A 23,961-nucleotide genomic window follows, 5' to 3' on the forward strand; every position below is an offset into this window, starting at 1 on the left:
GGGCAGGCATGACGAAGCGGGCGGAACCGCAAGACCTGGGGGTAGGGTCTGCCGGTTCCGCCCGCTCAGTGGGGGTGTCTAGTCGTTCATGAGTTCTTCGATACCTTCGTCCTCCTCTCTGAAGTAGCCGTTGCGCTCCCGGTAGAGCGCGAGCCGGCGCCCGAACCACAGCGTGAACCCAGCCGCGAGAAGCGCGACCGCACCACCTGTGGCGATGATCCACGGGAACCCGGACCCGCCGGTGACCGCGAGCCCAGGCGGGAGCTTCGGCAGATCCGGCACCTCATGTGTCGGCGGTACCTTCGGCGGGGTGCCGGTCACGACCGTGGTCTCGCCCGGTGCACCGCAGCGCCCTTCGGCGAGCACCCTCCCGTCCTTCCCGTAGAGGGTCTCGACCCAGTAGACGTGCCCGGCCCGGTCGACGCTCGTCTTCCCGGAACGGTAAATACCAGCCTGGGTAACCGGGATCTTCTCGGAGGTGAAGAACGGCGTCTCGCACACCGGCTCAGCCTCGGGGTCGTGGGGGCCGTAGGCGCGGAACACGAGATACGAGTCCTTGGGGATCTTCGATCCCTGCACGAGCGCGGCATCGTCGAACTCCTCGCCGACGCCCGCGGCCGGGGTGGCCTGCGTGATGACCGACAGCGGCTGCTCGTCGTCGGGAACATAGAACCGCTCCCAGATGTCCGAGGCAGAACTCTTGAAGGGCTGCACCCGGTCGTCGCCCGCGAAGATGGTCACCACGACGTAGTAGCCGGGGTCTTCCGGCTGGATGCGATCCTCGTTGGTGTAGCCGATGTCGTAGACGCCGTTCTTCGCGGGCGTGGTGATCCGGGTCAGCATCGGCGCATCCGACAGATCGAGATCGTCTGTCAGCTCCGCATCGGTCTTGAAAGGTCCGTAGACGGTGTGCTCGAGTTCTTTCGTGTCGGGGCCCCAGTAGCCGTCGCCCTCGAACTCGGGGTGATTGTCGGGGAACCCGGTGACGGTGATCCGGTCGAACGCTCTACCTTCGGGATGCACGTTGTACTCGCGCACCTCCGAGGTGATCGTCAGCGGCCAGCGCACCGAGTGCGACTCGATGTTGATGCCGTAGTCGTCCTGCCAATCGGAAGCGATGTAGGGGCGCACCCACTCGGGCTGCGACGCCTTCTTCACCTGCCACACCCAGGTCACGAAGCCCGCATCCGGGAGGATCACCTCGGGCGACTCGTAGGTGCCCGGCCCGGTCGCGGTGACCTGCACCGTGCCGATCGGCACCGCACCCGCCGGAACCTCAGCCCCCTGCGCGGGCGGCAGAGTGCCGGGCGCCTGATAGGCGGTGCCCTCGAACACCACCGGGATCAGTTCGCCGTTGTGCTTCAGCCACCGGCCGTTGCTCGACTCTACGGTGATGGTGTCGGTCACGGCATCGCCGGGCTTCACGAGCCGTCCGTTCGCCTTCGATACTGCTTCGGGCTGGAACGGGGTGATCGAGGTCTCAGCGACCCTGCCGAAGCGATCCGTGAAGGAATCGGTGAGGTACTTCGCGTTGCCGCCTTGCTGCTGCTTGTCGATCTTCCACACCCACGTGTAGTAGCCCGACTCCGGGGCGGTGAGGGTGCCGGGCGAGACGTAGTCGCCTGGCCTCGTGAGGGTGAGGGTTTCGGTGCCGAGAACGGGCGCGCCCTGCGGGGGCGCGTTCGCTTCGGCCGGCTGCGCATCGAACGGCCCGTACAGGGTGCCTTCGGCGAGCACCGGCACCGGGTTCCCGTTCACCTTGATCCAGGAGTGCTTCGTCGCCGATACGGCGAGCTTGTCGGTGAACACGTCGCCGGCCTGCACGAACTTCGCCGAGACGACCGTTTCGATGACCGGCTGGAAGTCGAGCGGGATCACCGGGGACTTCGCGGTCGCAGACAGCGGTTCGAAGGAGGCGGCCGCGAGAATGCGCTGCTCGCCGGGCGTGTAGAAGAGATCGACGCCCGCCCCGTACCCGATCGCGGGAGCCTGCATGGCAGCGGTGATCTGGTAGTCGGGAGCCGACTCTGGCGGGGTGCCGACGATCTGATGCGTACCCGCGCCGAGCGTCGCGGTGGCCGACCCGTTCGCGAAGGTGGCATTGGTGAGGGTCACGGTGCCCGTCGCAGACGCGGGGTTTGTGCTGACCGTGACCTGCCCATTGTATTGGTCGCTCATGCTGATCGACAGCGACACCGACGGGTTCGCGACTGCGTTCGCTGCCGCAGCGTCGCGCATCGCGCCCAGGTTCGCGATCACGGTGCCCTGCGCGCCTGCCGGGACGCGGGTGATGAAGTGCGCATCCCCGCCACGGTCGGCGTAGTTGCCGTGATCGGCGACATCCCACACGTACATCTGCACCGCCGCCGTCACATTCGGGTCCTGTGACTCGCCCCAGCGGCCCATGACGTAGTTGAGACGAGCCAGCTCGGTATCGCTCAGACTTTCGAGCGTGGTCTTCAGCTCAGGATGCTGGGTCGTGCCATACGGCGGCAGCGAATCCAGATCCATGCAGTACGCCTGCCGGCCATGAGAGGAGAACGACCCCAGCCACAGCGACTCGTTGCCGTAGCCGACACCGAGGGTCGCCGCCTGCGCCGGGGGCGCGGTGAAGAACAGACCGCTGATGAGCATGAGCAGGATCGTGAGAAGCGCCGCCGCACGAGCGGCGGCGCGGCTGGGCGGTCTCGCTACGCCGGGCGGAACGAGCACGGTATTCGACATGGGAACTCCTGACTGGACGATGGAAGACCACCGCCAGAAATGACGGCAGCCAACAGCCAGGTGCACACCGTCATGCCTGAGTCCCGAACGCCGCGTGTCCCGAACGCCGCGGCTCTGAACCTGCGGCACACGCGTAGACGCGAGCCGCAGACGGCGGCAGAATGGGTATGTCGTTGGTTCAAGGTGCTAGCGAGCCCTCCATGTGGCTCGGCACAGTGTGGCTGGCGGTGGCCCTGCCCCTGGCGTTCGTCCGCCTCCTCAGTGAGATTCCCGCAAGGAACAAGCGAAAGGAGAATCGAATGAAAGCTATTCCGGTGAGTGCCCCCGTGAGTCAGTCCGCAACGCAAAGGAGGTTCTGGCAGTACCTGCTCGAAACCATCTGGGCGGCGGGCGCTGGGGTCCTTGGGACCTCGCTAGCCACCTTGGATCAACGAACGAGCGGAGCCCCGTCACGGGGCTCCGCTTAGTCTTTTTGTCTCTAGACCCGCATGTTCCTGATTGATCTTCATGCCGCTTAGGTGCGTCTCCCCAGCCCCCGAGCTGGACCCCTCGGTGGTCAGGAATCCTGACAAATCATCATGATTCCTGAAGCTTTCGCGGTATTCTTGATGCATGGTCACGATTCCTGAAGCTGCGAGGCGATGAAGCTCGCCGCGTTGCGGAGCATCGGGACTGCCAGGGGGTGGCGGTCTGAGGAAGATGCTGCGGACTTCGAGCAGGAGATCATCGACCAGTACGCCCTCGCGATGGCCGCAGCGGGACTCAGTGACAGCTACATTGCGCAGTCCAGAGCAGTCGTCTTTGAGTTCCGGCACCACCTCGATGCCCCACTCTGGCAGGCGAGGCCTTCCGACGCGGACGCTTTCCTTGCCGGGCTGCGCCGGGCAGGTCTCGCGGTCACGACCCGTGCGAGCAAGGTTGGGGTGATCGCGCAGTTCTACGACTTCGCCATTGCCCGCTACCAGGGCGATATCAACGCGCTGACCGAGTGGGTGATCGAGCAGCCCGTCGACGAGTACAACCGACAGTCCGGCGCATCGCTGGGCAAGGTCAGGGTGCCGCCATCGGATGCGGAGATCGATCGGCTCTTCGGCGGCTGGGCAGCCTCCCTTCAAAACGAACGGCGTTACCTGCCCGCTGCCAGGAACTACTTCGCCGCATCACTCTGGCGACGGGTCGGGGTGCGTATCACTGAGAGCACGAAGCTCGACCTTCGTGATTGGCGACCCGATCTCGGCGCGCTTGGCAAGTTGCATGTCCGGTTCGGGAAGGGCTCGCGCGGCCGCGGGTCGAAGCAACGGCTGGTGCCTGCGATCAATGGCGCGGACAAGCTCATCGACTGGTGGCTCGGCGATGTGCGACACCGCTTCGGCCCCGATTGGGACAACCCGGACGCCCCGATGATCCCGTCCGAACGGTTCGATCACGAGCTCGGCCGCTCGTGGCGAGCCAGCGACGATGTGCTCCGACGCGGCCTCGCCCTGGCCACTGAGCGGTTCCTACCTGCCTGGGCCGACGGGCGAATGACGCCCCATGTGCTCCGGCACTACTGTGCGTCATCGCTGTATCTGGCCGGCATGGACTTGAAGGCCCTGCAAGAACTGCTCGGCCACCAGTGGCTGTCGACCACGACGCAGTACATCCACGTCTCGGACCAGCACATCGAGGACTCGTGGAGGCAGGCGAACCAGCGCCTGGAGACCCGATTCGAAGGGATGTAGTGACACGATGAAATGGAACCTGCGCGTCCAAGCCGCCGAACGCGGCATCTGGAAGTCGGCAGAGCTGCGACGGATGCTCGCCGATGCGGGGCTGGAGATCAGCGTCGGCAAGATGTCCGGGCTATGGACGGGCAACCCGACCACGATCCGCCTGGACGACCTCGACGTCATCTGCCACGTCCTCGACTGCTCACCGACCGACTTGCTCGTGCCCGAACCAGAGAAGGTCACCGCTCGTAAACCGGGCGCCAAGCAGCAGGAAGCGAACGGGGGCCCGAACATCGTCACGCCCCGGTTCGGACCGAAGAATGATCGGCCGGCTCCGCCGTTATGAGCCCAGCGCGCGGCCCGAACGGACCTCTGAGTCCGCCGCTGCCCTGCACGGGGTGCGGAGTGAAGCCAGCCGCGTGGCTCACACCCCGCATCGACTTCTGCTACGACTGCATCCCTGGCGGCCCGTTCACCCCGCCGACCTGTAGCATGTGCGGGTCGACCGAGTATTACAGTCAAGGGCTCTGCGCCCACTGCCACCCCGGCAGCCCAGGCTTCACCGGCTCCTGCCGTGACTGCCTGGCCTGGGGCGTCTACCGTGGGCGCAACTGGCGCTGCTGGAAATGCCGCTGGTGGTTCACCCACTACCCGCAGGGCGAATGCGTCTCCTGCCATCGCGAGGTCACCATCGGCGAGCAGGGCTACTGCCGCCTTTGCCTCGAAACCGCCCGTTACCACCAGTCGCCCGGTGAGCCCCTCGACCTCGACGCGGCCGACAAGTACGGCCAGCAGCTCTTCCTCGCCTCGATGAACGACTCGCGCCGGCCGGCCGAACTCCACCTGCCGATGGCGATGAGCATCAGCGAAGCGATCCGGGTCATCAACACCCCGCCGCCGATTCCCACCAGCTACCAGCCGGTGCTGTTCCACATCGACCCTGACCCCGAACTGCTCCGGCAGCGCTCCAACGAGATCCGGCTGCGCGATATCACCTCCCGCACCGATCACTTCCTCTACGCCCGAGCCGGCGAATACGCCTGGAGCAAGCGACAGACCAACCAGGTCCGGCGCACCCTGAAAGTCCTGCAGCTCGTGTTCCCCGGCGCGAATCTGCGCTTCCGCGCCTCGGATATCCTCGCGATGCGCTCATACGACGACGATGGCAACATCCGCTCCACCATCGAAGTCCTCGAAGACGCAGGTCTCCTCATCGATGACCGCGTGCCCTCGTTCACCAAGCTCTTCGAACGCAAGACCCACGCCCTTCCCGAGCCGATGCGTTCCCAGCTCGAGCTCTGGCGCGACATCATGGTCGACGGCTCCAAGACCCCGCCGCGCCGCCAGCCCCGCGACACGATGACCGTCAAGGGCCAGATGTATGGCATCCTCCCCGCGATCACCCGCTGGGTCGAAGGCGGACGCACCAGCCTCGTCGGCATCGACACCGAGGACATCCTCGCCGCGCTTCCCGACGATCCCTCGCCCCGTCACACCATGATGCTCGGCTTCCGCAGCCTGTTCACGATTCTGCGCGGCCGCAAGCAGATCTTCCTCGACCCGACGAAAGCGATCCCGCTGCGCGGCCCCAAGCGCAACATGCCGCTGCCGATGGAGCCCACCGCGATCCGCGACGCCCTGGTCAACCCTGATCCGGCGGTCGCGCTGGCCGTCTCACTCGTCGCCTTCCACGCCCTGATGACTTCGCAAGTGCAGCACATCAAGCTCACCGATATCATCGACGGGCGGCTACGGATGCCTGATGGCCGCTTCATCCCGCTCGCGAAACCCGTGCTCGTCCGCCTCGCTGCCTGGCTCGACCACCGAGCCAAACGCTGGCCGGAGACGAAGAACCCCTACCTGCTCGTCACCATCCAGACCGCGCCCCGTCTCTCACCGCCCAGCCGGAACTTCCCCTGGAAGAAAGCCGGCGTGACCGCGCAAGCACTCCGCACCGACCGGATTCTCTACGAAGTCGAACAGACCGGCGGCGACGTCAGGCGCATCTGCGACCTCTTCGGCATCGGCATCGAGACCGCGCTGCGCTACTCCGCCACGATCCTCGAACCACCCAGTCCGTTCGAACCGCCGATCCCGACCGCGCCGAGTCACCCCTGAGCGCCCACCCCGGGCGCACTCCGTGATTGAACAGCGGATGAACACTCGCTCCGATACCTGCTCAGGGCTTGCGTACCTGTTTCGATGGGTGTCAATATAGAAGTATGTCGATGCAAGAGGTGGAGTTGGTGATCGTCGGGTCTGGCCCTGCGGGGTACACGGCGGCGATCTACGCGGCGCGGGCGGGGCTGGCCCCGGTCGTGGTGGCGGGATCGGTGACAGCCGGTGGGGCGTTGATGACGACGACGGAGGTGGAGAACTTCCCTGGCTTCATCGACGGTGTGCAGGGGCCGGAGTTGATGGCGTCGATGCGGGCGCAGGCAGAACGGTTCGGCGCGCGCATCCTGATGGATGACGCGACCGGTCTGGACCTGGCAGGCCCGGTGAAGACGATCACGACCGGCAGCGGTGAGACCTACCGGGCGAAAGCGGTGGTCCTGACGATGGGGTCCGCGTACCGCAAGCTCGGCCTCCCCGAGGAGGAGCGCTTGTCGGGGCACGGCCTCTCGTGGTGCGCGACGTGTGACGGGTTCTTTTTCCGCGACCAGGAGATCGCGGTGGTCGGCGGTGGGGATTCCGCGATGGAGGAGGCTCTGTTCCTGACGCGGTTCGCGTCGAAGGTCACGCTCGTGCACCGTCGCGATGCGTTCCGGGCGTCGAAGATCATGGCCGAGCGGGTGCTGGCCGATCCGAAGATCGAGATCGCCTGGAATAGCGAGGTGGCCCAGGTCCTCGGTGACGACCGTGTGACGGGGCTGCGGCTGCGGGACACGGTCACCGGTGCCGAACGGGTGCTGGATGTGACCGGGGTGTTCGTCGCGATCGGGCATGACCCGCGCTCCGAGCTCATCACCGGGCAGATTGACACCGATCCGGACGGGTATGTGCGGGTCGCGCACCCGTCGACGGCCACGAACCTGCCGGGCGTGTTCGCGGCCGGTGATCTGGTCGATCACACGTACCGGCAGGCGATCACGGCCGCGGGCACCGGATGCGCCGCAGCGCAGGACGCCCAGCACTATCTCTCTCATCTCGCCCCCGCCGCCCAGCGGGCTCTCGTTCTGGAGGTCTCCGCATGAACCCCGTCACCCATGTCACTGACGCGACGTTCCAAAGCGAGGTGATCGAGGCCGAGCTGCCGGTCGTGGTGGATATCTGGGCGTCCTGGTGCGGGCCGTGCAAGGCGATCGCCCCGATCCTCGACCAACTCGCCGCCGAGTACGCGGGCCGGGTGAAGATCGTGAAGGTCGACGCCGATGCGAATCCGGAGGCCGTGACCGCGGCCGGGGTCACCTCGATCCCGACGCTCGGGTTCTATCGGGCCGGGGAACGGGTGGACGTGCTGATCGGCGCGCACCCGAAGCCCGTCTACGCTGCGAAGATCGAGGAGTTGCTCGCATGACCCAGACGAACACTTCCCCCGTCACGGCGGCCCCGAAGCGGCTGTCCACGCTGGACAAGTGGCTGCCGGCGTGGATCGGGCTCGCGATGGTCGCGGGCCTGCTGCTGGGCCGCTTCGTTCCCGCGCTCTCCGACGCGCTGTCCGCGATGGAGATCGGCGGGATCTCCGTGCCCATCGGACTGGGCCTTTTGGTGATGATGTACCCGGTGCTCGCGAAGGTCCGCTACGACAAGGTCGCGGCCGTCACCGGCGACAAGCGCCTCCTCGCCTCCTCGCTCGTGCTGAACTGGATCGCGGGCCCCGCGGTCATGTTCGCTCTCGCCTGGATCTTCCTGCCCGACCTCCCCGAGTACCGCACCGGCCTCATCATCGTGGGCTTGGCCCGGTGCATCGCGATGGTCGTGATCTGGAACGACCTCGCCTGCGGCGACCGCGAAGCCACCGCGGTGCTCGTCGCGGTCAACTCCGTGTTCCAGGTCGTCATGTTCTCCGTGCTGGGCTGGTTCTACCTCACCGTCCTGCCCGGCTGGCTCGGCTTGGATACGCAGGGTCTGGAGATCTCGGTGTGGCAGATCGCGCTGAACGTGCTCGTGTTCCTCGGCGTCCCGCTGATCGCCGGGTTCGCGTCCCGCTGGATCGGTGAGAAGCGCCGAGGCCGGGAATGGTACGAGGAGACGTTCCTTCCCCGGGTCGGGCCGTGGGCGCTGTACGGGCTGCTGTTCACCATCGTGCTGCTGTTCGCGCTGCAGGGCGACGCGATCACCCAGAACCCGCTCGACGTGGCCCGGATCGCACTGCCGCTGCTCGTCTACTTCGGCCTCATGTGGTTCGCCGGGCTCCTGCTCGGCAAGACCCTCGGCCTCGGGTACGCGCGGTCGACGACGCTGGCGTTCACCGCGGCGGGCAACAACTTCGAGCTCGCGATCGCGGTCGCGATCGGCACCTTCGGCGCCGCCTCCGGTCAGGCGCTCGCCGGCGTGGTCGGCCCGCTCATCGAGGTGCCCGTGCTCGTCGGCCTCGTCTACGTCTCCCTCTGGGCCGCGCGCGCCTGGTTCCACACCGACCCCTACACGCCGACCGCTGTGCCGACCGGATCGAGGACGTCATGACCGACACGACCGTCATCCCCGACGTCGAGGCGTGCGCACCGTCCTCGACGCACGCGATCGGACAGGATGCCGCCGCGACCGTGGCCGGCGCACTCAAGTCGCTCGCCGACCCGCTCAGGTTGCGGATGTTGTCCGTGATCGCCACCGACCCGCGGGGCGAGTCGTGCGTGTGCGACCTCGCTGAGCTTGCCGAGGTGTCCCAGCCGACCGTGTCCCACCACCTCAAGGTGCTCAAGGAGACGGGGATGCTGCTGTCGGAACGGCGCGGCACATGGGTCTGGTACCGGATCGCCCCGGCCCGGCAGCGCGCCGTCGCCGCTCTCCTGGACGCGTTCGCGCCGGCCGCGGTGGCCGACGAGCCGGAGCAGACCGAGGACCGTGCTGAGGCGCTGCGTGACATGGACGCCCGCGTCACCCGTCTCGCCGAGGAACTCGCCGACGAGCTCACCGGCCTGAACCGGGACCTCGTGATCGCGATCGTCCGGGAATCCTACGCGGGTCTGGTCCGCTCGGCGAAGCTGACCCGGCACCTGATCCCGCTCACCGAGCGGTTCGCCCGGCAACGCCTGGCCGATCTCACCCGGAACTGGGAAGCCGGGGTGCCGCAGGTGCTGTTCGTATGCGTGCAGAACGCCGGCCGCTCCCAGCTCGCCGCCGCCCTCGTCAACCAGCTCGCCGGCGGCACCGTCATCGCACGCTCAGCCGGGTCGACCCCCGCGGCCGACGTGCACCCGCACGTGCGGTCTTTGCTGACCGAGATCGAGGGCGAACCGGAGGCGGAGACGGCGTTCCCGAAGCCGCTCACCGACGACGCCGTCCGCGCTGCCGACGTCGTGATCACGATGGGGTGCGGCGACGTGTGCCCGATCATCCCGGGGGTCCGCTACGAGGACTGGGCCGTGGGCGACCCGGCCCTCGCCTCCCCGGAAGGGGCCGCGGCGATCCGCGACGACATCGAAACCCGCGTCCGCGCACTCCTCACCACCCTCACCCACTGAACGAAAGAAGCGAACCGAACATGACCGATCAGAAGCCCTCCGTGCTGTTCGTCTGCGTCCACAACGCCGGCCGCTCCCAGATGGCCGCGGGCTACCTCCGCCACCTCGCCGCAGACCGGGTCGAGGTGCGCTCGGCCGGGTCGATGCCCGCCGACCAGATCAACCCGGTCGCCGTCGAGGCCATGGCTGAGGAGGGCATCGACATCACCGCCGAACAGCCCAAGATCCTCACCACCGAGGCCGTGCAGGACTCCGACGTCGTGATCACGATGGGCTGCGGCGACGCGTGCCCGTTCTTCCCCGGCAAACGCTACGAGGACTGGAAGCTCGACGACCCCGCCGGGCAAGGCATCGACGCCGTGCGTCCGATCCGCGACGACATCAAGACACGCGTCCAGACCCTGATCGACAGCCTGCTCACCCCAGCGGCACCGTAATCCGGCGGGCGCGGGCATGACCGCAGGCTTCGGACTCGGGCCGTTGGCGGGGAAGGCCGAGGGCTATGTCTGCGCGTCCGTGCGGGCACGGATCGCGTGGACGATCTGCGTCCGGCTCGGGTATCCGGCCGTGCCGGTCTCGGTGCGATAGATACGGCAGGCGAGATTCCCGGTCGGCATGGTCCCGGGGATCACATCCGCGCCGTCGATGAGCACGGTCGGCGACCCGGCGAACGCGATCGCCGCAGCGTCCGCGGGTGATGTCACGCGGCGCTCGATGACCGGGATCGCCGAAAGTCCGAGCGATGCCAGGGCGGCTTCTGTCTCTGCGAGGGCCAGCCGGGAGTTCGGGCAGTCCTCGATGCTCAAAACTTCGATCCGCACAGCGTTCCTTTCGCCCGAGTTCACACTCCCACTATAGGTCATCGATTGCTGACTGGTCAGCATTTGATGTATGGTCAGTGCATGCTGACTCTTGCTTCTCGTGTGGATGTGATGAATCGTCTCGGGCGGGCGATGGCCGATCCCACCCGGTCTCGTATCCTGCTGTCGCTGCTCGTCGCGCCGGGGTATCCGGCGAAGCTTGCCCGGGAGCTGGAGCTGTCCCGCACGAACGTGTCGAACCATCTGGCGTGTCTGCGCGGGTGCGGGATCGTGGTCGCCGAGCCCGAGGGGCGGCAGGCGCGGTACGAGATCGCCGACCCGCATCTCGCGGCGGCGTTGACGGCTCTGGTGGATGTGACGCTCGCGGTGGACGAGCAGGTGCCGTGCATCGACCCGGAGTGTTCGGTGCCCGGCTGCTGCGGCACGGCCGCCGACGCCGACGAGGATGCCTCGTGAGCGACGACTGCTGCGCCCCCGACGCCGCACCTGCTGCCTCCGTCGGGGATGAGAGGGATGAGCCGTCGCGGTCATGGTGGCGGGATCCGGGAATCCTGATCCCGATCCTCTCCGGTCTCGCGTTCCTCACCGGCCTGATCCTGGAATGGTCCGGGCAGGACACGGTGGCGCTGGGGGTGTTCTGGGCGGGTCTGCTGTTGGGCGCGTACACCTTCGCGCCCGGCGCGCTCCGCGCTCTGGTGACACGCCGGAAGATCGGGATCGCGCTGCTGATGACGATCAGCGCGATCGGTGCGGTGGTCCTCGGCTACGTCGAGGAAGCCGCCGCTCTCGCCTTCCTGTACTCGATCGCCGAAGCCTTGGAAGACAAGGCGATGGATCATGCCCGCAGCGGCCTGCGCGCCCTGTTGAAGCTCGTGCCAGACACGGCGACCATCCGCCGGGACGATGCGACGGTGGAGATTCCCGCCGCCGAGCTCACTGTCGGGATGGTCCTCGTCGTCAAGCCCGGTGAGCGGGTCGCGACCGACGGGATCGTCCTGTCGGGCCGGTCGAGTCTGGACACCTCGGCGATCACCGGCGAGTCGATTCCCGTCGAAGTCGCTCCCGGCGATGCGGTGTCTGCCGGGGCGATCAACACCGCCGGCGCGCTCGAGGTGCGCACGACGGCAGGCGGGGCAGACAACTCGCTGACCACGATCGTCGAACTCGTCGAACAGGCCCAGGCGGAGAAGGGCGAACGGGCGCGCCTGGCCGACCGCATCGCGAAACCTCTCGTCCCGGGCGTCATCATCCTCGCCGTCCTCGTCGGCGTCCTCGGATCTCTCCTGGGCGACCCGGAGACGTGGATCACCCGCGCCCTGGTCGTCCTGGTCGCAGCCAGCCCGTGCGCGCTGGCGATCGCGGTGCCCGTCACCGTGGTGTCCGCGATCGGCGCAGCGAGCCGGTTCGGTGTCGTCATCAAGAGCGGGGCCGCGTTCGAACGCCTCGGCACGATCCGCCGCCTCGCCGTCGACAAGACCGGCACCCTCACCCGCAACCAGCCCACCGTCACCGCTGTCGTCACCGCCCCCGACGTGGATACGAGCGACGCCGAGGTGCTCCGTCTCGCGGCGGCGATCGAGCAGCACTCCACCCACCCGCTGGCGACCGCGATCACCACGGCCGCATCCGAGATCCCTGCCGCGGCCGATGTGGCCGAGGAGGCCGGGCACGGCATCTCCGGAACCATCCACGGCCGCCGGGTCACCGTGGGCAGCCCCCGCTGGATCGCCCCCGGTCCGCTCGCCGCCGATGTCGCGGCGATGGAGGCCGGCGGGCAGACCTGCGTCCTCGTCGCCCGCGACGACATGCTGATCGGCGCGATCGGGGTTCGCGACGAGCTCCGTCCCGAAGTCCCCGACGTCGTCCACACGCTCACCGGACAGGGGGTGGCCGTGTCGATGCTCACCGGCGACAACACCCGCACCGCAGATGCTCTTGCCGCCGAGGCCGGCATCACCGACACGCACGCCGAGCTCCGCCCCGAGGACAAAGCCCGCCTCGTCGCAGCATTCGCGACGGAGCGGCCGACGGCGATGATCGGCGACGGCATCAACGACGCCCCCGCCCTGGCCGGAGCGACCGTCGGGATCGCGATGGGCGCCACCGGCTCCGATGCCGCGATCGAGTCCGCCGACATCGCGTTCACCGGCCACGACCTGCGCCTCATCCCACAAGCCCTGCAGCACGCGAAACGCGGACGGGCGATCATCAACCAGAACATCGTCCTGTCCCTCGCGATCATCGTCGTGCTGCTCCCGCTCGCGATCACCGGCACGCTGGGCCTTGCCACCGTCGTCCTCGTCCACGAAGTCGCCGAGGTCATCGTGATCGGCAACGGCCTCCGCGCCGCCCGTACACGCCCCACCCAGATCCCGTACACCACCACCACCACTGCGCAGTCGCACGCCGCCACCTCCATCCGGTAACTGCGCAGCAACCTAGAGCAGCGTGTTCGAGGAGAACGACCGCTGGAACTTCACCCCGAAACCGGGTGCCCGTGACGATCCGGTACAAGACCGCCGGTGGCAGCAGGACGACGCGCGTGCGCGTCAGCCACCAGTGCAGGTCCCGCCCCGCGATCACCTGGGGTGCGAACCGGATCCGATCCCGCACCACCAGCGACACGTTCGCGGCCTCAGTGAGCTCGTAGGCGTCCTGGATCGCGGAAATGCCCGCCCGGATCACCAGCACCCGCTGACCGGCGAACACCTCCCGCGACCGGTAGTCGACAACATGCAGCACCCGGCCCCCGAACCCGTCCCGCCCCAGGGTCTGCGGCAGACACGGATTCCGGAACGAACCCATTGCCGCGATCACTGCCTCCCTGGCCACCCAGCCGCCGTCTTCGAACCCCGCAACGAGTCCGTTGTGCGCTCCGCGCTGATGTCGGTGACACGATGGTTCGTGCGGATTTCGACACCGAGCCGGCCACGACCCGACCGGTTCCTGGCCAGCCTCCAGCACGACCGGCTCCCACCCGCGATCCCTGGCCGGCACAGGCGGCAGCTAGGCCGGGCTGGTCCCCGCCGACGAGCAGCAGCGCCCGCGACTCACCCCGCCGTCCTGGTACCGAGCTGGAAGAGCTGCGGTGCAGGCGCACAGCACGACCCCGTGCTGGCGGCCTCGTCCGGGGCGTCGAACAGTCCCGTCCCACCGCACACGCCGGTGTCCGGGAGGACCAGGTCGACCCGCTCGGCGCCCTCGCGGTCGCCGGCGATCGCGGCGACGACGCTGCGGACCTGTTCGAACCCGGTCAGAGCGAGGAACGTCGGCGCGCGCCCGTAGGACTTCGCCCCGACGATGTAGAACCCCGGCTCGGGGTGCTCCAGGTCCGCGGCCCCGGTCGCCCGGACCGAGCCGCAGGAGTGCAGGTTCGGGTCCACTTCGACGGCGACTCTCGCCGGCGCCTGCAGCCGCAGGTCGAGATCGAGACGGATCTCGGACAGGAATGACAGGTCGGGCCGGAACCCGGTCGAAACGAACACCTTCGCCGCCGGGTCCAGCCTGCGCCCGTCTTCGGCGACGAGCACCGCCTGCCCGTTCTCGACGACGACCTGGTCGGTGCGGAACCCGGTGACGAGGTCCACGAATCCGTCCTCGACGGCCTGCTTCGCCCGCTGACCCAGCGCGCCGCGCTCCGGCAGCTCGTCCGCGGTCCCGCCCCCGAAGGTGTTCCCGACCGTGCCGCGGCGCAGCACCCACGTGATCCGCGTCCCCGGCTCCCGTTTCGCGACCCGCGACAAGATCCCGATCGTGGTCGCAGCAGAGTGCCCGTTGCCGACCACGACGACATGCCGGCCGGCCAGACCCGTGGCGTCCTCGATCGCGGGCATCCGGTGATCCAGGAGTCCCGCATCGGCTGCGGCCCGCTCGCCCAGCGCGGGAAGGCCGTCAGCTCCGGCAGGGCTCGGGGTGCGCCAGGTGCCCGACGCGTCGATCACTGCGCCCGCCTCGATCCGCTCCTCCGTGCCGTCCGTGCGGCGGACGTGCACGACGAACGGCTGCTCGGCACGTCCGGCATCGACCGAGAGATCTCGCCCCTTCCGGCCCACGCCCACGACCCGCACCCCATACCGCACCCGGTCGCCGAGCACTGCCGCGAGAGGGGCGAGATAGCCATCGATCCACTGCGCCCCGGTCGGATACCCCTTCTCCGGCGCCACCCACCCGGACGGCTCCAGCAGGCGACGAGATGCGGCGTCGGTGAGCTCCGACCACGGCGAGAACAAACGCACATGCCCCCACTCAGCCACCGCCGCCCCGGGACCATCGCCGGCTTCCAGGACGAGCGGTTCGAGCCCGCGCTCACGCAGATGAGCCGCAGCGGCCAGCCCCTGGGGACCGGCCCCGATCACGACGACGAGTTCCATACCAACCTCCACACATTGACAATCTTCGATGGATCAAGCCTGCCCAACCCATCGACAACTGTCAATACGTGATGGAGAATAGGAGCATGACCGCTCTCCCCGTGACGCTCGACACGACATCCGCGCAGGCCTCGTGCTGCCCGCCTCCGGTCGACGCCATGGTCGACGACGCGACTGCGCTGGAGCTCGCGAAGGTGTTCAAAGCGCTCGGGGACCCGAACCGGGTCAAGCTGTTCTCGCTGATCACCGCGAGTGCGAGCGGGGAGATGTGCGTGTGCGACCTCACCGCCCCTGTCGGCCTCTCCCAACCGACGGTGTCGCACCATATGAAGCTGCTCGTCGAAGCCGGGCTCGTCACCCGTGAGCAGCGCGGCAAGTGGGCGTACTACCAGCCCACGATCGGCGCCCTCGCCAACGCCGCACGGGCATTCACCGCCTGATGCAGCCGCTCCGGTTCCGGCCGATGATCGAGCCCGACTGGCCCGACGTCGCGACGATCTACCAGGCGGGGATCGCCACCGGGCACGCGACCTTCGAAACAGCCCCACCCGCAGACTGGGTGGCCTTCGCCGCAGGCAAGCACCCGCATCTCAGTGTCATCGCCGTCGATTCCGCCGACCGCACCCTCGGCTGGGCTGCCGCATCTCCTGTGTCGGCGCGGACGGTGTACGCGGGCGTCGTCGAACACTTCATCTACATCCACCCCGAAGCCGCAGGGCACCGCGTCGGCACCCAGCTCCTGAGCACGTTTCTCGATCTCGCGGATCAGGCCGGCATCTGGACCATCCAGTCGTCGATCTTCCCCGAGAACACCGCGAGCCTGCGCCTCCACGAACGCGCCGGGTTCCGTGTCGTCGGTCGACGAGAGCGCATCGCCCGCATGACGTATGGACCCCACGCCGGCCGCTGGCGCGACACCACCCTCGTGGAACGCCGCACCCCCGACGCCGACGAGCAGAGTGAGGGCGCATCTTCCACGAACACGCAACCTCACACCACGCCCAACGACACCTCAACCCGCATCTTCACACCGATCCGGCTTCAGAATTCCTGAACTTGCGGGGAATTCAGAGCATGCGTGCGCGGGTGTCGAAGAGTTCGAGTTCGGCGGGGTGGAGCTGGTGCTGCACGACGAAGCTGCGATCTTTGATCTTCCACAGGCCCTGCCCGATGCCGAGGCCTGGGAGCAGGGATCGCTCAGTGCCGGTGAGGCCGAGGGTCTGTGCGGTGGCGCCGAGCTGGTCGGATTCCTGCCGGTAGACGATGCGAGTCTCTGCGTTTGCGAGGAGCGACGAGGCGAGGCCCCGCATCCGTGAGCCCTGGTCGCCGACGTTTTCGAGGTCTGAGAGCTTGTGGAAGACCAGCAGGTTCGCGAGCCCGTAGTGCCTGGCGAGCCGCCATTGCGCATCCATGCGAGCGAGAAGGCTCGGGTAGGACATGAGGCGCCATGCCTCGTCGTAGACGACGAAGCGTTGCCCGCCGTTCGGGTCTTGGAGTGCGGCTTCCATCCACGCGGCCGCGCAGGTCATCAGCACCGCGAGCAGCGCCGAGTTCTTGGCCACTCTTGAGAGATCGAGCGAGAGCATCGGCAGGGTGGGGTCGAACTTCTCGGTGCTGGGACCGTCGAACATGCCTGAGAGGTCGCCGGCGACGAGTCGGCGGAGTGCGTGCCCGGCCATGCGGCCGTCTTCGGCGAGTCGGCCGTCGGGGTCGTCGGTTTTCGCGGGTGCGAGGATGCGGTCGACGACCATTGGCAGGATCGGCACTTCCGCGCAGCGCACCGCATCGGCGAGGGCGACGTCGATCGCGGTGTGCTCCACCGGTGTGAGGCGGCGGTCGAGCACGGTCTCCGCGAGCGCCCCGATGAGATCCCGGCGGCGGGCTGCGACCTGTGCCGCCCAGTCCTCATCCGGGATGCCAGCCGCGCGGTAGCCCTCATCCAAGGGGTTCAGGCGGGTCGGGAGCGAGGGGCCGAGCACGATGGCGCGCCCGCCGACGGCGCGAGCGACGGAGGTATGCTCGCCTTTCGGGTCTCCCGGGATGTAGACGCGGCGCCCGAACGGGAGCGCCCGCGTGTAGAGGCTCTTCGCGAGCGAGGACTTCCCGGAGCCGACGATGCCGGCGAGGATCATGTTCGGGGCGGTGATGACCCCTTGCTTGTAGAGCTGCCAGGGATCGTAGACGAAGGAGCCGCCCGAGTAGAGGTCTTGCCCGATGAAGGTTCCAGCTGAGCCGAGCCCGCCTTCCGCGAGGAACGGGTAGTGCCCCGACAGCGTGGCGGAGGTGTCCTGGTGGCGTGGGAGCCGGAACCGGCCAGGCGTCCGCAACGCCGCGGGCCCGTCTTCGCCGGCCCTTGGTAGGTAGCGGGTCGCGCGGCGAGCTTTGCGTTCCTCGTCTGCTTGTGCTCGGGCGGCGGCGATAGCGGCGGCTCTCGCTTCGGCTTGGAGGCGGGCTGCGGCTTGCGCGCGGGCTCGGCGATGCCTGCGCAGCTCTCCTTCCGGGCCGACGAGCACCGAGGTATGGAGCCGGCCGGGCTCGGCCTCGCCTGGTTCGTGACTCATCGTCCGAGGCCCCGAATGGCGGGGTGGTTCACGTAGTTTTGTCGGTTGATCGTCGGGGTTCCGAGACGTTCCCGCCGCGCCTGCCGCGACTCCGCAACAGCACCGTCGTGCTCCGGGGTGCCGGCTGGTGCGGCAGGACGGGGGTCAGCGATGCCGAGCAGTACGGGGCTGGGCAGGCTGTCTTCGGCCCGGTAGAGGGCGATGTGGCGGTGGTCCTGGTTATAGACCAGGGTGTAAGCGTTGAGCGTCGCTATGCGGTCGAGCTGCGCGACGGGCACTGAGTCGTAGACGTACCCGTTCTCGAGCGCGGCTTCGACGGTCTCGTCTCCGAAGTCGTAGCCGGCGAGTTCTTGGATCGCGGCATCCGCGCCCCCGGCTTCGATCAGGTCGAGGGCGTGGTCGGCTTCGCCGCCGTGCAGGAACACCACGTTGATGAGCCGCGAAGGGGCTTCGCTCGTCTGAACGGCGGGCTGCCAGGCGATCCGGCCGGCCGCCGCCTTACCTGCGTCGAGTCGCCGCTCTGCCTCGCCGATGAGGGCGGCGGCCTGGCGGAGCTCGGCCGCTGCGGTGAGCGCGTCCTGGGTGCCGGCGGCACGATCACCTGCGTCATTCGCTGCGCGCCCGCGGGCGTCGGTGTGGCCTTTCGCGAACTGGCTGAGCACCTGTTCGAGGGATCGCACCGCGCCGAGGAGGTCGCCGAGCATCCCGTACATGCGCTCGGGCTGGTCGAGCACGATGCTCGCGTGGGCGAGGCCGCGCATCGCCTCGTACATCTCGGCCGCGTCGGCGGCAGGGTTGGTGAAGGTCGGCATGATCGGGACTCCATTCAAGAGGGTGCAGTGGTCAGATGGATCGGCACAGCGGCAGTGCCGCTGCGGTGAAGGCCTGTGCTTGCTGGCCGACGAGCCTTCTTGTTTCGCAGGAGGCCTGGATCGCGGCCTGTTCGATCTGCGACACGGCCGCATCGAGCTCGCTCGCGGTCGGTGCCGAGACGGAGACGAGGCCGACGACGCGCAGGACGCCGTGACCCGCGGTGAGCTCGGATTCCTGTTGCAGGACATCGCTGTACTCGGCGGAGGCTTGCGTGTCTTCGACCTGGCCGATCTTCCGCCGTTGCGCGGCGTCGGCGATCATCTCGGTCTTCTTCTTCCGCAGATCCCGTGCCGCCTGATCCGCCCGGACCGGGAGGTAGTGCAGCGAGAGCGAACGGAGCACGCCGCCGGTGAGAACGAGCGGAGCGAGGAACCCCGGGAAGGTCTGCGCTCTGGGCCACTCGCTGATCCACAGCACCGCGTGGTGCGCGCTGTCGGAGCGCAGCCGATCCCATGATTCGTTCACCGCGACTGGGCCCGCGATGGCGAGATCCCGGCCGAGGGCGCCGTGCCGTTCCAGGGCGGGGCCTGCGGCGGGGTCATAGGCGGTGCGGAGGATCAAGGCGACGTCGCCCGGGGTGAGCCAGCCGGTCATGTGGAGCTCGGCGCTGCGGAGCGCGGTCTGGAACGACTGCATTTCCTGACGCAGCACCGCGGCCGCGCCCTTCATCCCGCCGCCTGCGGAACGAATCTGCCTGGCGGCGGCGCGCATGTCGATCGACAGCGACACGGTGGTGGCGTGGCGCTCGCCTGCGGGGCCGGCCCGCTCGATGAGTTCCCGGTAGGTGGTCGCCGCCCAGGAACCGTCGTCGGTGCCGTGCGCCCGCCACCATTCGGTGAGCCCGGACCCGGAATCGGGGAGGGTGCGCTCCATGACCTGAATGCGGGCGATGCGACCTGAGCGGCAGGCGGCGGCGAGCACTCGGCCCCAGCCGGTGACGCGGCGCTGCTGCTCGGCGGGGTCGAGGAGCACGAACGCCGGGTGCTGCACCCCGCATACTGCGGTGAGGGTCTGCGCGTGGGGATCGTGGATCATCGCCGCATCCGTTTCGGGATCGACCCATTCCCGGAGCGCGGCCATGTCGCCTGGGAGCGCGAGCGTGCCCGCTGGGCGGGGCTTCACGACGCGGCGGCGGTAGCGGGTCTGCTTCGCCCGGGTGCGGAGCATCCAGCGGGTCACGATGGGCGCCCACTCGATGAGCTTCCGTCCGCCGACGGGCACCCAGGCGACCGCGACGAGCGACGCCCAGGCAGGCGACGACCACGCGAGGCCCGCGCCGCCGTTCGTGTAGAGGCCCGCGACGACGATGAGGAGCGCCACTGCGAGAACGATGAGCTGTGAGAGGGAGAGGCCGAGAAGGATGCCGCGGCGCGTGAGGCGCGAGAACTGCACCGGCCGCAGCTCGAACCGCTCTGGTGCGGAGGCCGTAGACGCCTGCGAAGTCACGGGGCTACCCCTTTCCGGTCGGTGCGGGCGGGGTCTTCGGCGTCGGTGGCGGGAGCACCGCCGGGGGCTGCTGCGCCGCGGATGCTGGTGGTGGGGATGCCTGCTCGGAGGCGTTGCCGGCGTGCGAGTCTGCGGCATCGCCGATCGCTCCGCCGAGCTTCGGCCCCGCAGTCGCGGTCTCCTTCACGACGATCGCTCCCGCGACGATGGGTGCGGCGACTCCCGCAGCGCCGCTCGTGCCAACGGACGCAGTGCCGCCTTCAACAGCGCCTTCGGCAGCCGGAGCCATCGCAGGAGCCTCGGCGGCGGGTGGAGGCGCGGCCGGAGCAGGCTCCGACGGAGCGCTTGCCGAGTCGTCGCGGCTGAGCACCTGCTTCGGCGCAGGACCATTTGGCTGCGACGGGAGCGGGACCGGCCGGTTGAGGGCGTTCTTCGCTTCCTGCTCCATCGAAGCGGCCTGGTACATATCGAAGCCGACGAAGCTCAGGAACTTGTACGCCATGTACGGTGCGAAGGCTGCGACGAACAGCAGCACGATCCCCGCAATCGGTTCCGACAGCGACTTCAGGTCGAGACTGATGGGAGCGGCGACCTGGGCGGTGGCGATCAGGAAGATCACCACGATCACGAGCTTCGACGCAATGAGCGCGACCACGAAGGTTGCCCACTTCCCGAACCAGCCGCGAGACGCCTCCCAGGTCAGGCCTGCGAGCGCGATCGGCCCGAACACGATTGCCACCAGCAGCAAGGCCTTCCGGATAAGGAGGGAGAACCACAGGATGAAGATCGCCGCGATCATCAAGCCTGCAAGGAAGATCGTGAGCAATGCGCCTGCGCCGCCGGCGACGGAGGTGATGGTGACGGCGCCGATGAGAAGGGCGAGCCGGCCGCCCATGCTCTCGATGGTCTGCCCCGTGGCCTGGATGACACCGACGCAGAGCTGGTCGGTGATCTCAAGGAGCAGCGCGGTGCAGGTGATGAGCACGAACGAGCCGAGCACGCTCTTCGCCACCCCGAGCGCGGCACGAGAGAGCGCGGAGGGGTCGCGGCGGGCGAGACCCGCGATGAGCTGGAAGCAGAAGAACAGCAGCGTCACGAGCACGGCGATGCCGAACAGGATGTTGTAGACCTTCACGTAGCCGTCGCTGGTGACATCGACCGAGGTGGAGGTGGAGAACACCTCCCACATGCCCTGGAACATGGTGGACACGCCGAGGCCCATCGCCGATGCGATCCACCCGAAGAAGAGCCCGGCGGGTCCTTCACCGATCGCGGTGCAGACTGTTGAGATGCCGGGGATGTCGCAGATACTCACCCTGGATCACCGCCGGTTAGTTGACGGCCTGGCCGACGGTCCAGAAGAAATTAATCAAGGTGACGGCCGCACCGCACAACACCGCCGCGCCACAGGACACCAGCACGCCCGTCTTCCCGCGTGAGGCGAGGTGCGGGTTGGAGGAGTTCGCGCCGAAACCCCAGACGATCGCCGAGACGATCAACGCCAAGACGCTGAGAATCAATCCCACGGTCATCACGGCGCCCACGATGTCGCGCAGTTGCGCGATCCCCGGAAGCCCGTCGCTGTTCGGGTCGATGTCGATCATGAGGTGCTGCTCCTTGCCGGTCGATGGTCGGACGCGAATCGTCCGACAGGCAGGTGCACCGGCCAGTGACGGCAGCGGTGGGTTCAGAGGGTGTCGCCGACGGTGAGGAGGAAGTTCACCCACGCGACCCCGGCCCCCGCGAGCGTGGCAGCCCCGAGCGCGACGAACACGCCGACTCGGGCTTTCTGCGCCGTGTACGGGTTCCCGGCCGATGACGACACCGCCCACACGATCGCGGAGACGATGAGGGCGAGCACGGCGCCGATGAGGATGATCGTGAGAAGCGCGCCGATCACCGAGGCGAGTCCGTCGGATGCGCCGACGCCGCCGAAGTCGGGAAACACGTTCATGCGGCGCTCCCGAAGTTCGCGCGGCACCCGACCGCGGTGGTTGTGCCGTCGCTCGGCACGGCGCCGTGCTGGGCGAGCCATTCCATCGCGTTCACGGGCGGCTGACCCTGCCCGCTAGGATGGATTTCAAGATGCAGATGCGGGCCCGTCGAACGGCCCGACGAGCCGACATCACCGATGTGCTGCCCGGCCGCGACCGTTTCGCCGGCCGTAACGTAGATACCGTCTCGCCACATATGCACGTAGTAGGAAGCGACGCGGGCACCCTTGACCGTGTGCTCGATGATGATGAGGCCACCCCAGCCCCCGAACTCCGCGACCGCGACGCGGCCATCGGCGACGGCGAAGATCGGGGTGCCGTCGGCTGCCGCGAGATCAGAGCCGGAATGGAACTCGCTCTCCCCAGTGAAGGGGTCGGTGCGCCACCCGAAGCTGTCGGTACTCGCGTAGCTGCCCTCCGGGAGCGGGAACACGACGCGCGAAGTCTCCGACACCTGCCCGCCACCCCCGCCGCCCCGGCTGTTGCCGGGTGCGGGGTTGGTGAGAGCGGTGAGGATCGCCTCGGCGACGGGCTGCCAGTTCCGGTACCGGTCGGGATAAGCGCTGACCTCGACCGCCTGCGCCGCAGCGCCCGGATCCATCGACTGCCAGCCGGGAATGTCAAGCAGACCACGCGGCGAAGGGTAGTTCGGTCCGTCCTTCCCGCCATAGAACGCCTGAGCCTGATAGCTCGGGTTCATGAGCTCAGCGACCGTGCCCCAGCCCGCGGCAGGCCGCATCTGGAACACCCCCAGCGAGTCGTGATCCGAAGCGTCGCCGTCGTTCGGGAAGTTCCCGGACTCGGGGTACGCGCCCGTGTTCGAGAGCATCCGCAGCCGCGATTCGGTGAGCGCGGCCATCAGCGCAATGCGAACGCCGGCCTGCCCGGCACCGGGGATGCCGGCCCCGGTGGTGATGATCGTCGCCGCGTGGGTGAGCTGCCGCTTGTCGAGCGTGACCGGGGTGCCGTCGGCGGTCGTCGCGGTAAGGCTGTCGGGGATCGGGCCGACGAGCAGGGAGTTGTTCAGGCAGAACCCGGCCGGCCCCATGAACGCGCCAAGACTCACGATCGCGGTCGACGGGCCGATGCAGAACAGCACCAGCAGGATGACGAGCAGCTTCTTCGCCATGAGCTACGGCATGGGGGTATCGACGGCCGAGAGCCGCAGCAGCCGGCAGGAATCACCCGTCGGGCAGGCGGCGAAGATCGTGAACGACACCGGGCGCGCATCCGAAACGTCCTGACCCTCCCAGGAGCCTGCGCGGTGCCGGGTGCCGGTGATCGTGTAGGCGACCGCACCCTGCGGAAGCGTGCCCGGTCGTGCCTCTTCTGTGACGCGCGCCCAGGTGTCGGGCACGGTGGCGGTGTCGAGTTCGAGCCACTGCCTCGTCGAGTAGCCCTGCAAGGTGCGCCAGGCGGCATCGTCTGGGTAGTAGCTGCGGAGATCGGCAGCGAGACCCGGCGCCTCAGCCGGGTCAGCGATGTCAATGAGGGACTGCATGTACTCGGCCGTGCCGTGGCCGAGCCGGGTATCCCACGCGAACAGCCGCACCGCGACCGCGCGGGCGAACCGCTCCCCATCCGAGGCCGCAGACAGCCGGCTCAGGGCGAGATCACGCTCAGGCTCGGGCTCCGCGGTCTCAGAAGTCGAGGAGTCTGCGCGGGTGTCCGTGTCTGAGGCGGGGCCCCGGAGGAGTCCGTAAATGCCGATGCCGACGAGCACCATGAGCGCGAGACCGCCGGCGATGAGGGCGATCTGGAAGCGGCTGGACTGCCGGCCCGATTCCTTGGGCGTGCGCATGGTTCCTCCCGAAGCCGAAGTGAGAACGTCACTCG

24 protein-coding genes are annotated in these 23,961 nt (G+C 68.3%); 12 read left to right on the top strand and 12 right to left on the bottom strand.

Annotated elements, in window-relative coordinates; translation table 11 throughout:
• Positions 1 to 78: 78 nt before the first annotated feature.
• Positions 79 to 2,724: a hypothetical protein gene (locus D3230_RS06010; RefSeq protein ID WP_237467114.1), complete on the bottom strand. Its 2,646-nt coding sequence runs from the start codon at positions 2,722 to 2,724 to the stop codon at positions 79 to 81.
• 641 nt (positions 2,725 to 3,365) lie between these two features.
• Between D3230_RS06010 and D3230_RS06015 the strand changes: the two genes are divergently transcribed.
• From D3230_RS06015 to D3230_RS06050, 8 genes are all read left to right on the top strand, one after another.
• Positions 3,366 to 4,445: a tyrosine-type recombinase/integrase gene (locus D3230_RS06015; protein WP_202344130.1), complete on the top strand. Its 1,080-nt coding sequence runs from the start codon at positions 3,366 to 3,368 to the stop codon at positions 4,443 to 4,445.
• A gap of 7 nt (positions 4,446 to 4,452) precedes the next feature.
• Positions 4,453 to 4,779: a helix-turn-helix domain-containing protein gene (locus D3230_RS06020; RefSeq protein ID WP_202344131.1), complete on the top strand. Its 327-nt coding sequence runs from the start codon at positions 4,453 to 4,455 to the stop codon at positions 4,777 to 4,779.
• 59 nt (positions 4,780 to 4,838) lie between these two features.
• Positions 4,839 to 6,551: a hypothetical protein gene (locus D3230_RS06025; protein ID WP_202344132.1), complete on the top strand. Its 1,713-nt coding sequence runs from the start codon at positions 4,839 to 4,841 to the stop codon at positions 6,549 to 6,551.
• 104 nt (positions 6,552 to 6,655) lie between these two features.
• On the top strand, positions 6,656 to 7,630 hold the full coding sequence (gene trxB, locus D3230_RS06030; protein ID WP_202344133.1) for a thioredoxin-disulfide reductase: 975 nt from the start codon (positions 6,656 to 6,658) through the stop codon (positions 7,628 to 7,630).
• Complete coding sequence (gene trxA / locus D3230_RS06035) at positions 7,627 to 7,953, top strand: thioredoxin (protein ID WP_202344134.1); 327 nt, start codon at positions 7,627 to 7,629, stop codon at positions 7,951 to 7,953. The genes trxB and trxA overlap by 4 nt, the downstream gene beginning before the upstream one ends.
• Complete coding sequence (gene arsB / locus D3230_RS06040; protein WP_202344135.1) at positions 7,950 to 9,062, top strand: ACR3 family arsenite efflux transporter; 1,113 nt, start codon at positions 7,950 to 7,952, stop codon at positions 9,060 to 9,062. The genes trxA and arsB overlap by 4 nt, the downstream gene beginning before the upstream one ends.
• Positions 9,059 to 10,060: a metalloregulator ArsR/SmtB family transcription factor gene (locus D3230_RS06045; RefSeq protein WP_202344136.1), complete on the top strand. Its 1,002-nt coding sequence runs from the start codon at positions 9,059 to 9,061 to the stop codon at positions 10,058 to 10,060. Before arsB ends, D3230_RS06045 begins: the two co-directional genes overlap by 4 nt.
• 20 nt (positions 10,061 to 10,080) lie before the next feature.
• Complete coding sequence (locus D3230_RS06050) at positions 10,081 to 10,497, top strand: arsenate reductase ArsC (protein ID WP_202344137.1); 417 nt, start codon at positions 10,081 to 10,083, stop codon at positions 10,495 to 10,497.
• Between the two features lie 63 nt (positions 10,498 to 10,560).
• Here the strand turns inward: D3230_RS06050 and D3230_RS06055 are convergent, their stop codons facing one another.
• Positions 10,561 to 10,881 (bottom strand): thioredoxin family protein, encoded by a 321-nt coding sequence (locus tag D3230_RS06055; RefSeq protein WP_202344138.1) that lies wholly within the window; start codon positions 10,879 to 10,881, stop codon positions 10,561 to 10,563.
• An 81-nt stretch (positions 10,882 to 10,962) separates the two neighbouring features.
• On the opposite strand from D3230_RS06055, the gene cmtR reads away from it, so the two are divergent.
• The gene (cmtR, locus tag D3230_RS06060) at positions 10,963 to 11,337 is read left to right on the top strand and encodes a Cd(II)/Pb(II)-sensing metalloregulatory transcriptional regulator CmtR (RefSeq protein WP_202344139.1); all 375 of its coding nucleotides are present in this window, start codon (positions 10,963 to 10,965) and stop codon (positions 11,335 to 11,337) included.
• Positions 11,334 to 13,307 carry a heavy metal translocating P-type ATPase gene (locus D3230_RS06065; protein ID WP_202344140.1) on the top strand — a complete coding sequence of 658 codons (1,974 nt, stop codon included), beginning with the start codon at positions 11,334 to 11,336 and terminating at the stop codon, positions 13,305 to 13,307. Before cmtR ends, D3230_RS06065 begins: the two co-directional genes overlap by 4 nt.
• On the opposite strand, the gene D3230_RS16495 is transcribed toward D3230_RS06065, so the two are convergent.
• Together D3230_RS16495 and D3230_RS06075 are read right to left on the bottom strand one after the other, a co-directional pair.
• Complete coding sequence (locus tag D3230_RS16495; RefSeq protein ID WP_420029019.1) at positions 13,201 to 13,878, bottom strand: NAD(P)/FAD-dependent oxidoreductase; 678 nt, start codon at positions 13,876 to 13,878, stop codon at positions 13,201 to 13,203. The two genes, D3230_RS06065 and D3230_RS16495, sit on opposite strands and share 107 nt — an antisense overlap.
• A gap of 53 nt (positions 13,879 to 13,931) precedes the next feature.
• Positions 13,932 to 15,251: an FAD-dependent oxidoreductase gene (locus tag D3230_RS06075; protein ID WP_202344142.1), complete on the bottom strand. Its 1,320-nt coding sequence runs from the start codon at positions 15,249 to 15,251 to the stop codon at positions 13,932 to 13,934.
• 86 nt (positions 15,252 to 15,337) lie between these two features.
• On the opposite strand from D3230_RS06075, the gene D3230_RS06080 reads away from it, so the two are divergent.
• Together D3230_RS06080 and D3230_RS06085 are read left to right on the top strand one after the other, a co-directional pair.
• A complete protein-coding gene (locus D3230_RS06080) occupies positions 15,338 to 15,691 on the top strand; it encodes an ArsR/SmtB family transcription factor (RefSeq protein WP_202344143.1) in 354 nt (117 codons plus the stop codon).
• The gene (locus tag D3230_RS06085; RefSeq protein WP_202344144.1) at positions 15,691 to 16,305 is read left to right on the top strand and encodes a GNAT family N-acetyltransferase; all 615 of its coding nucleotides are present in this window, start codon (positions 15,691 to 15,693) and stop codon (positions 16,303 to 16,305) included. Before D3230_RS06080 ends, D3230_RS06085 begins: the two co-directional genes overlap by 1 nt.
• 13 nt (positions 16,306 to 16,318) lie before the next feature.
• Here the strand turns inward: D3230_RS06085 and D3230_RS06090 are convergent, their stop codons facing one another.
• The 8 genes from D3230_RS06090 to D3230_RS06125 all read right to left on the bottom strand — a co-directional run bounded on the left by D3230_RS06090 (position 16,319) and on the right by D3230_RS06125 (position 23,926).
• Positions 16,319 to 17,812 (bottom strand): ATP-binding protein, encoded by a 1,494-nt coding sequence (locus tag D3230_RS06090; protein WP_202344145.1) that lies wholly within the window; start codon positions 17,810 to 17,812, stop codon positions 16,319 to 16,321.
• The gene (locus D3230_RS06095) at positions 17,809 to 18,624 is read right to left on the bottom strand and encodes a hypothetical protein (protein ID WP_202344146.1); all 816 of its coding nucleotides are present in this window, start codon (positions 18,622 to 18,624) and stop codon (positions 17,809 to 17,811) included. The genes D3230_RS06090 and D3230_RS06095 overlap by 4 nt, the downstream gene beginning before the upstream one ends.
• A gap of 31 nt (positions 18,625 to 18,655) precedes the next feature.
• Entirely contained in the window at positions 18,656 to 20,131 is a 1,476-nt protein-coding gene (locus tag D3230_RS06100; protein ID WP_202344147.1) for an SCO6880 family protein, read from the bottom strand.
• A gap of 4 nt (positions 20,132 to 20,135) precedes the next feature.
• Positions 20,136 to 21,446 carry a TrbL/VirB6 family protein gene (locus D3230_RS06105; protein ID WP_202344148.1) on the bottom strand — a complete coding sequence of 437 codons (1,311 nt, stop codon included), beginning with the start codon at positions 21,444 to 21,446 and terminating at the stop codon, positions 20,136 to 20,138.
• Positions 21,447 to 21,462: 16 nt separating this feature from the next.
• Entirely contained in the window at positions 21,463 to 21,735 is a 273-nt protein-coding gene (locus tag D3230_RS06110; RefSeq protein WP_202344149.1) for a DUF6112 family protein, read from the bottom strand.
• A gap of 83 nt (positions 21,736 to 21,818) precedes the next feature.
• Positions 21,819 to 22,085, bottom strand: coding sequence for a DUF6112 family protein (locus D3230_RS06115; protein WP_202344150.1), 267 nt, complete (start codon positions 22,083 to 22,085; stop codon positions 21,819 to 21,821).
• A complete protein-coding gene (locus D3230_RS06120; RefSeq protein ID WP_202344151.1) occupies positions 22,082 to 23,254 on the bottom strand; it encodes a M23 family metallopeptidase in 1,173 nt (390 codons plus the stop codon). The genes D3230_RS06115 and D3230_RS06120 overlap by 4 nt, the downstream gene beginning before the upstream one ends.
• Before the next feature lie 3 nt (positions 23,255 to 23,257).
• Complete coding sequence (locus D3230_RS06125; protein ID WP_202344152.1) at positions 23,258 to 23,926, bottom strand: hypothetical protein; 669 nt, start codon at positions 23,924 to 23,926, stop codon at positions 23,258 to 23,260.
• Positions 23,927 to 23,961: the final 35 nt, after the last annotated feature.

Source organism: Leucobacter chromiireducens subsp. solipictus, from assembly GCF_016758195.1.
Lineage (GTDB): Bacteria > Actinomycetota > Actinomycetes > Actinomycetales > Microbacteriaceae > Leucobacter > Leucobacter solipictus.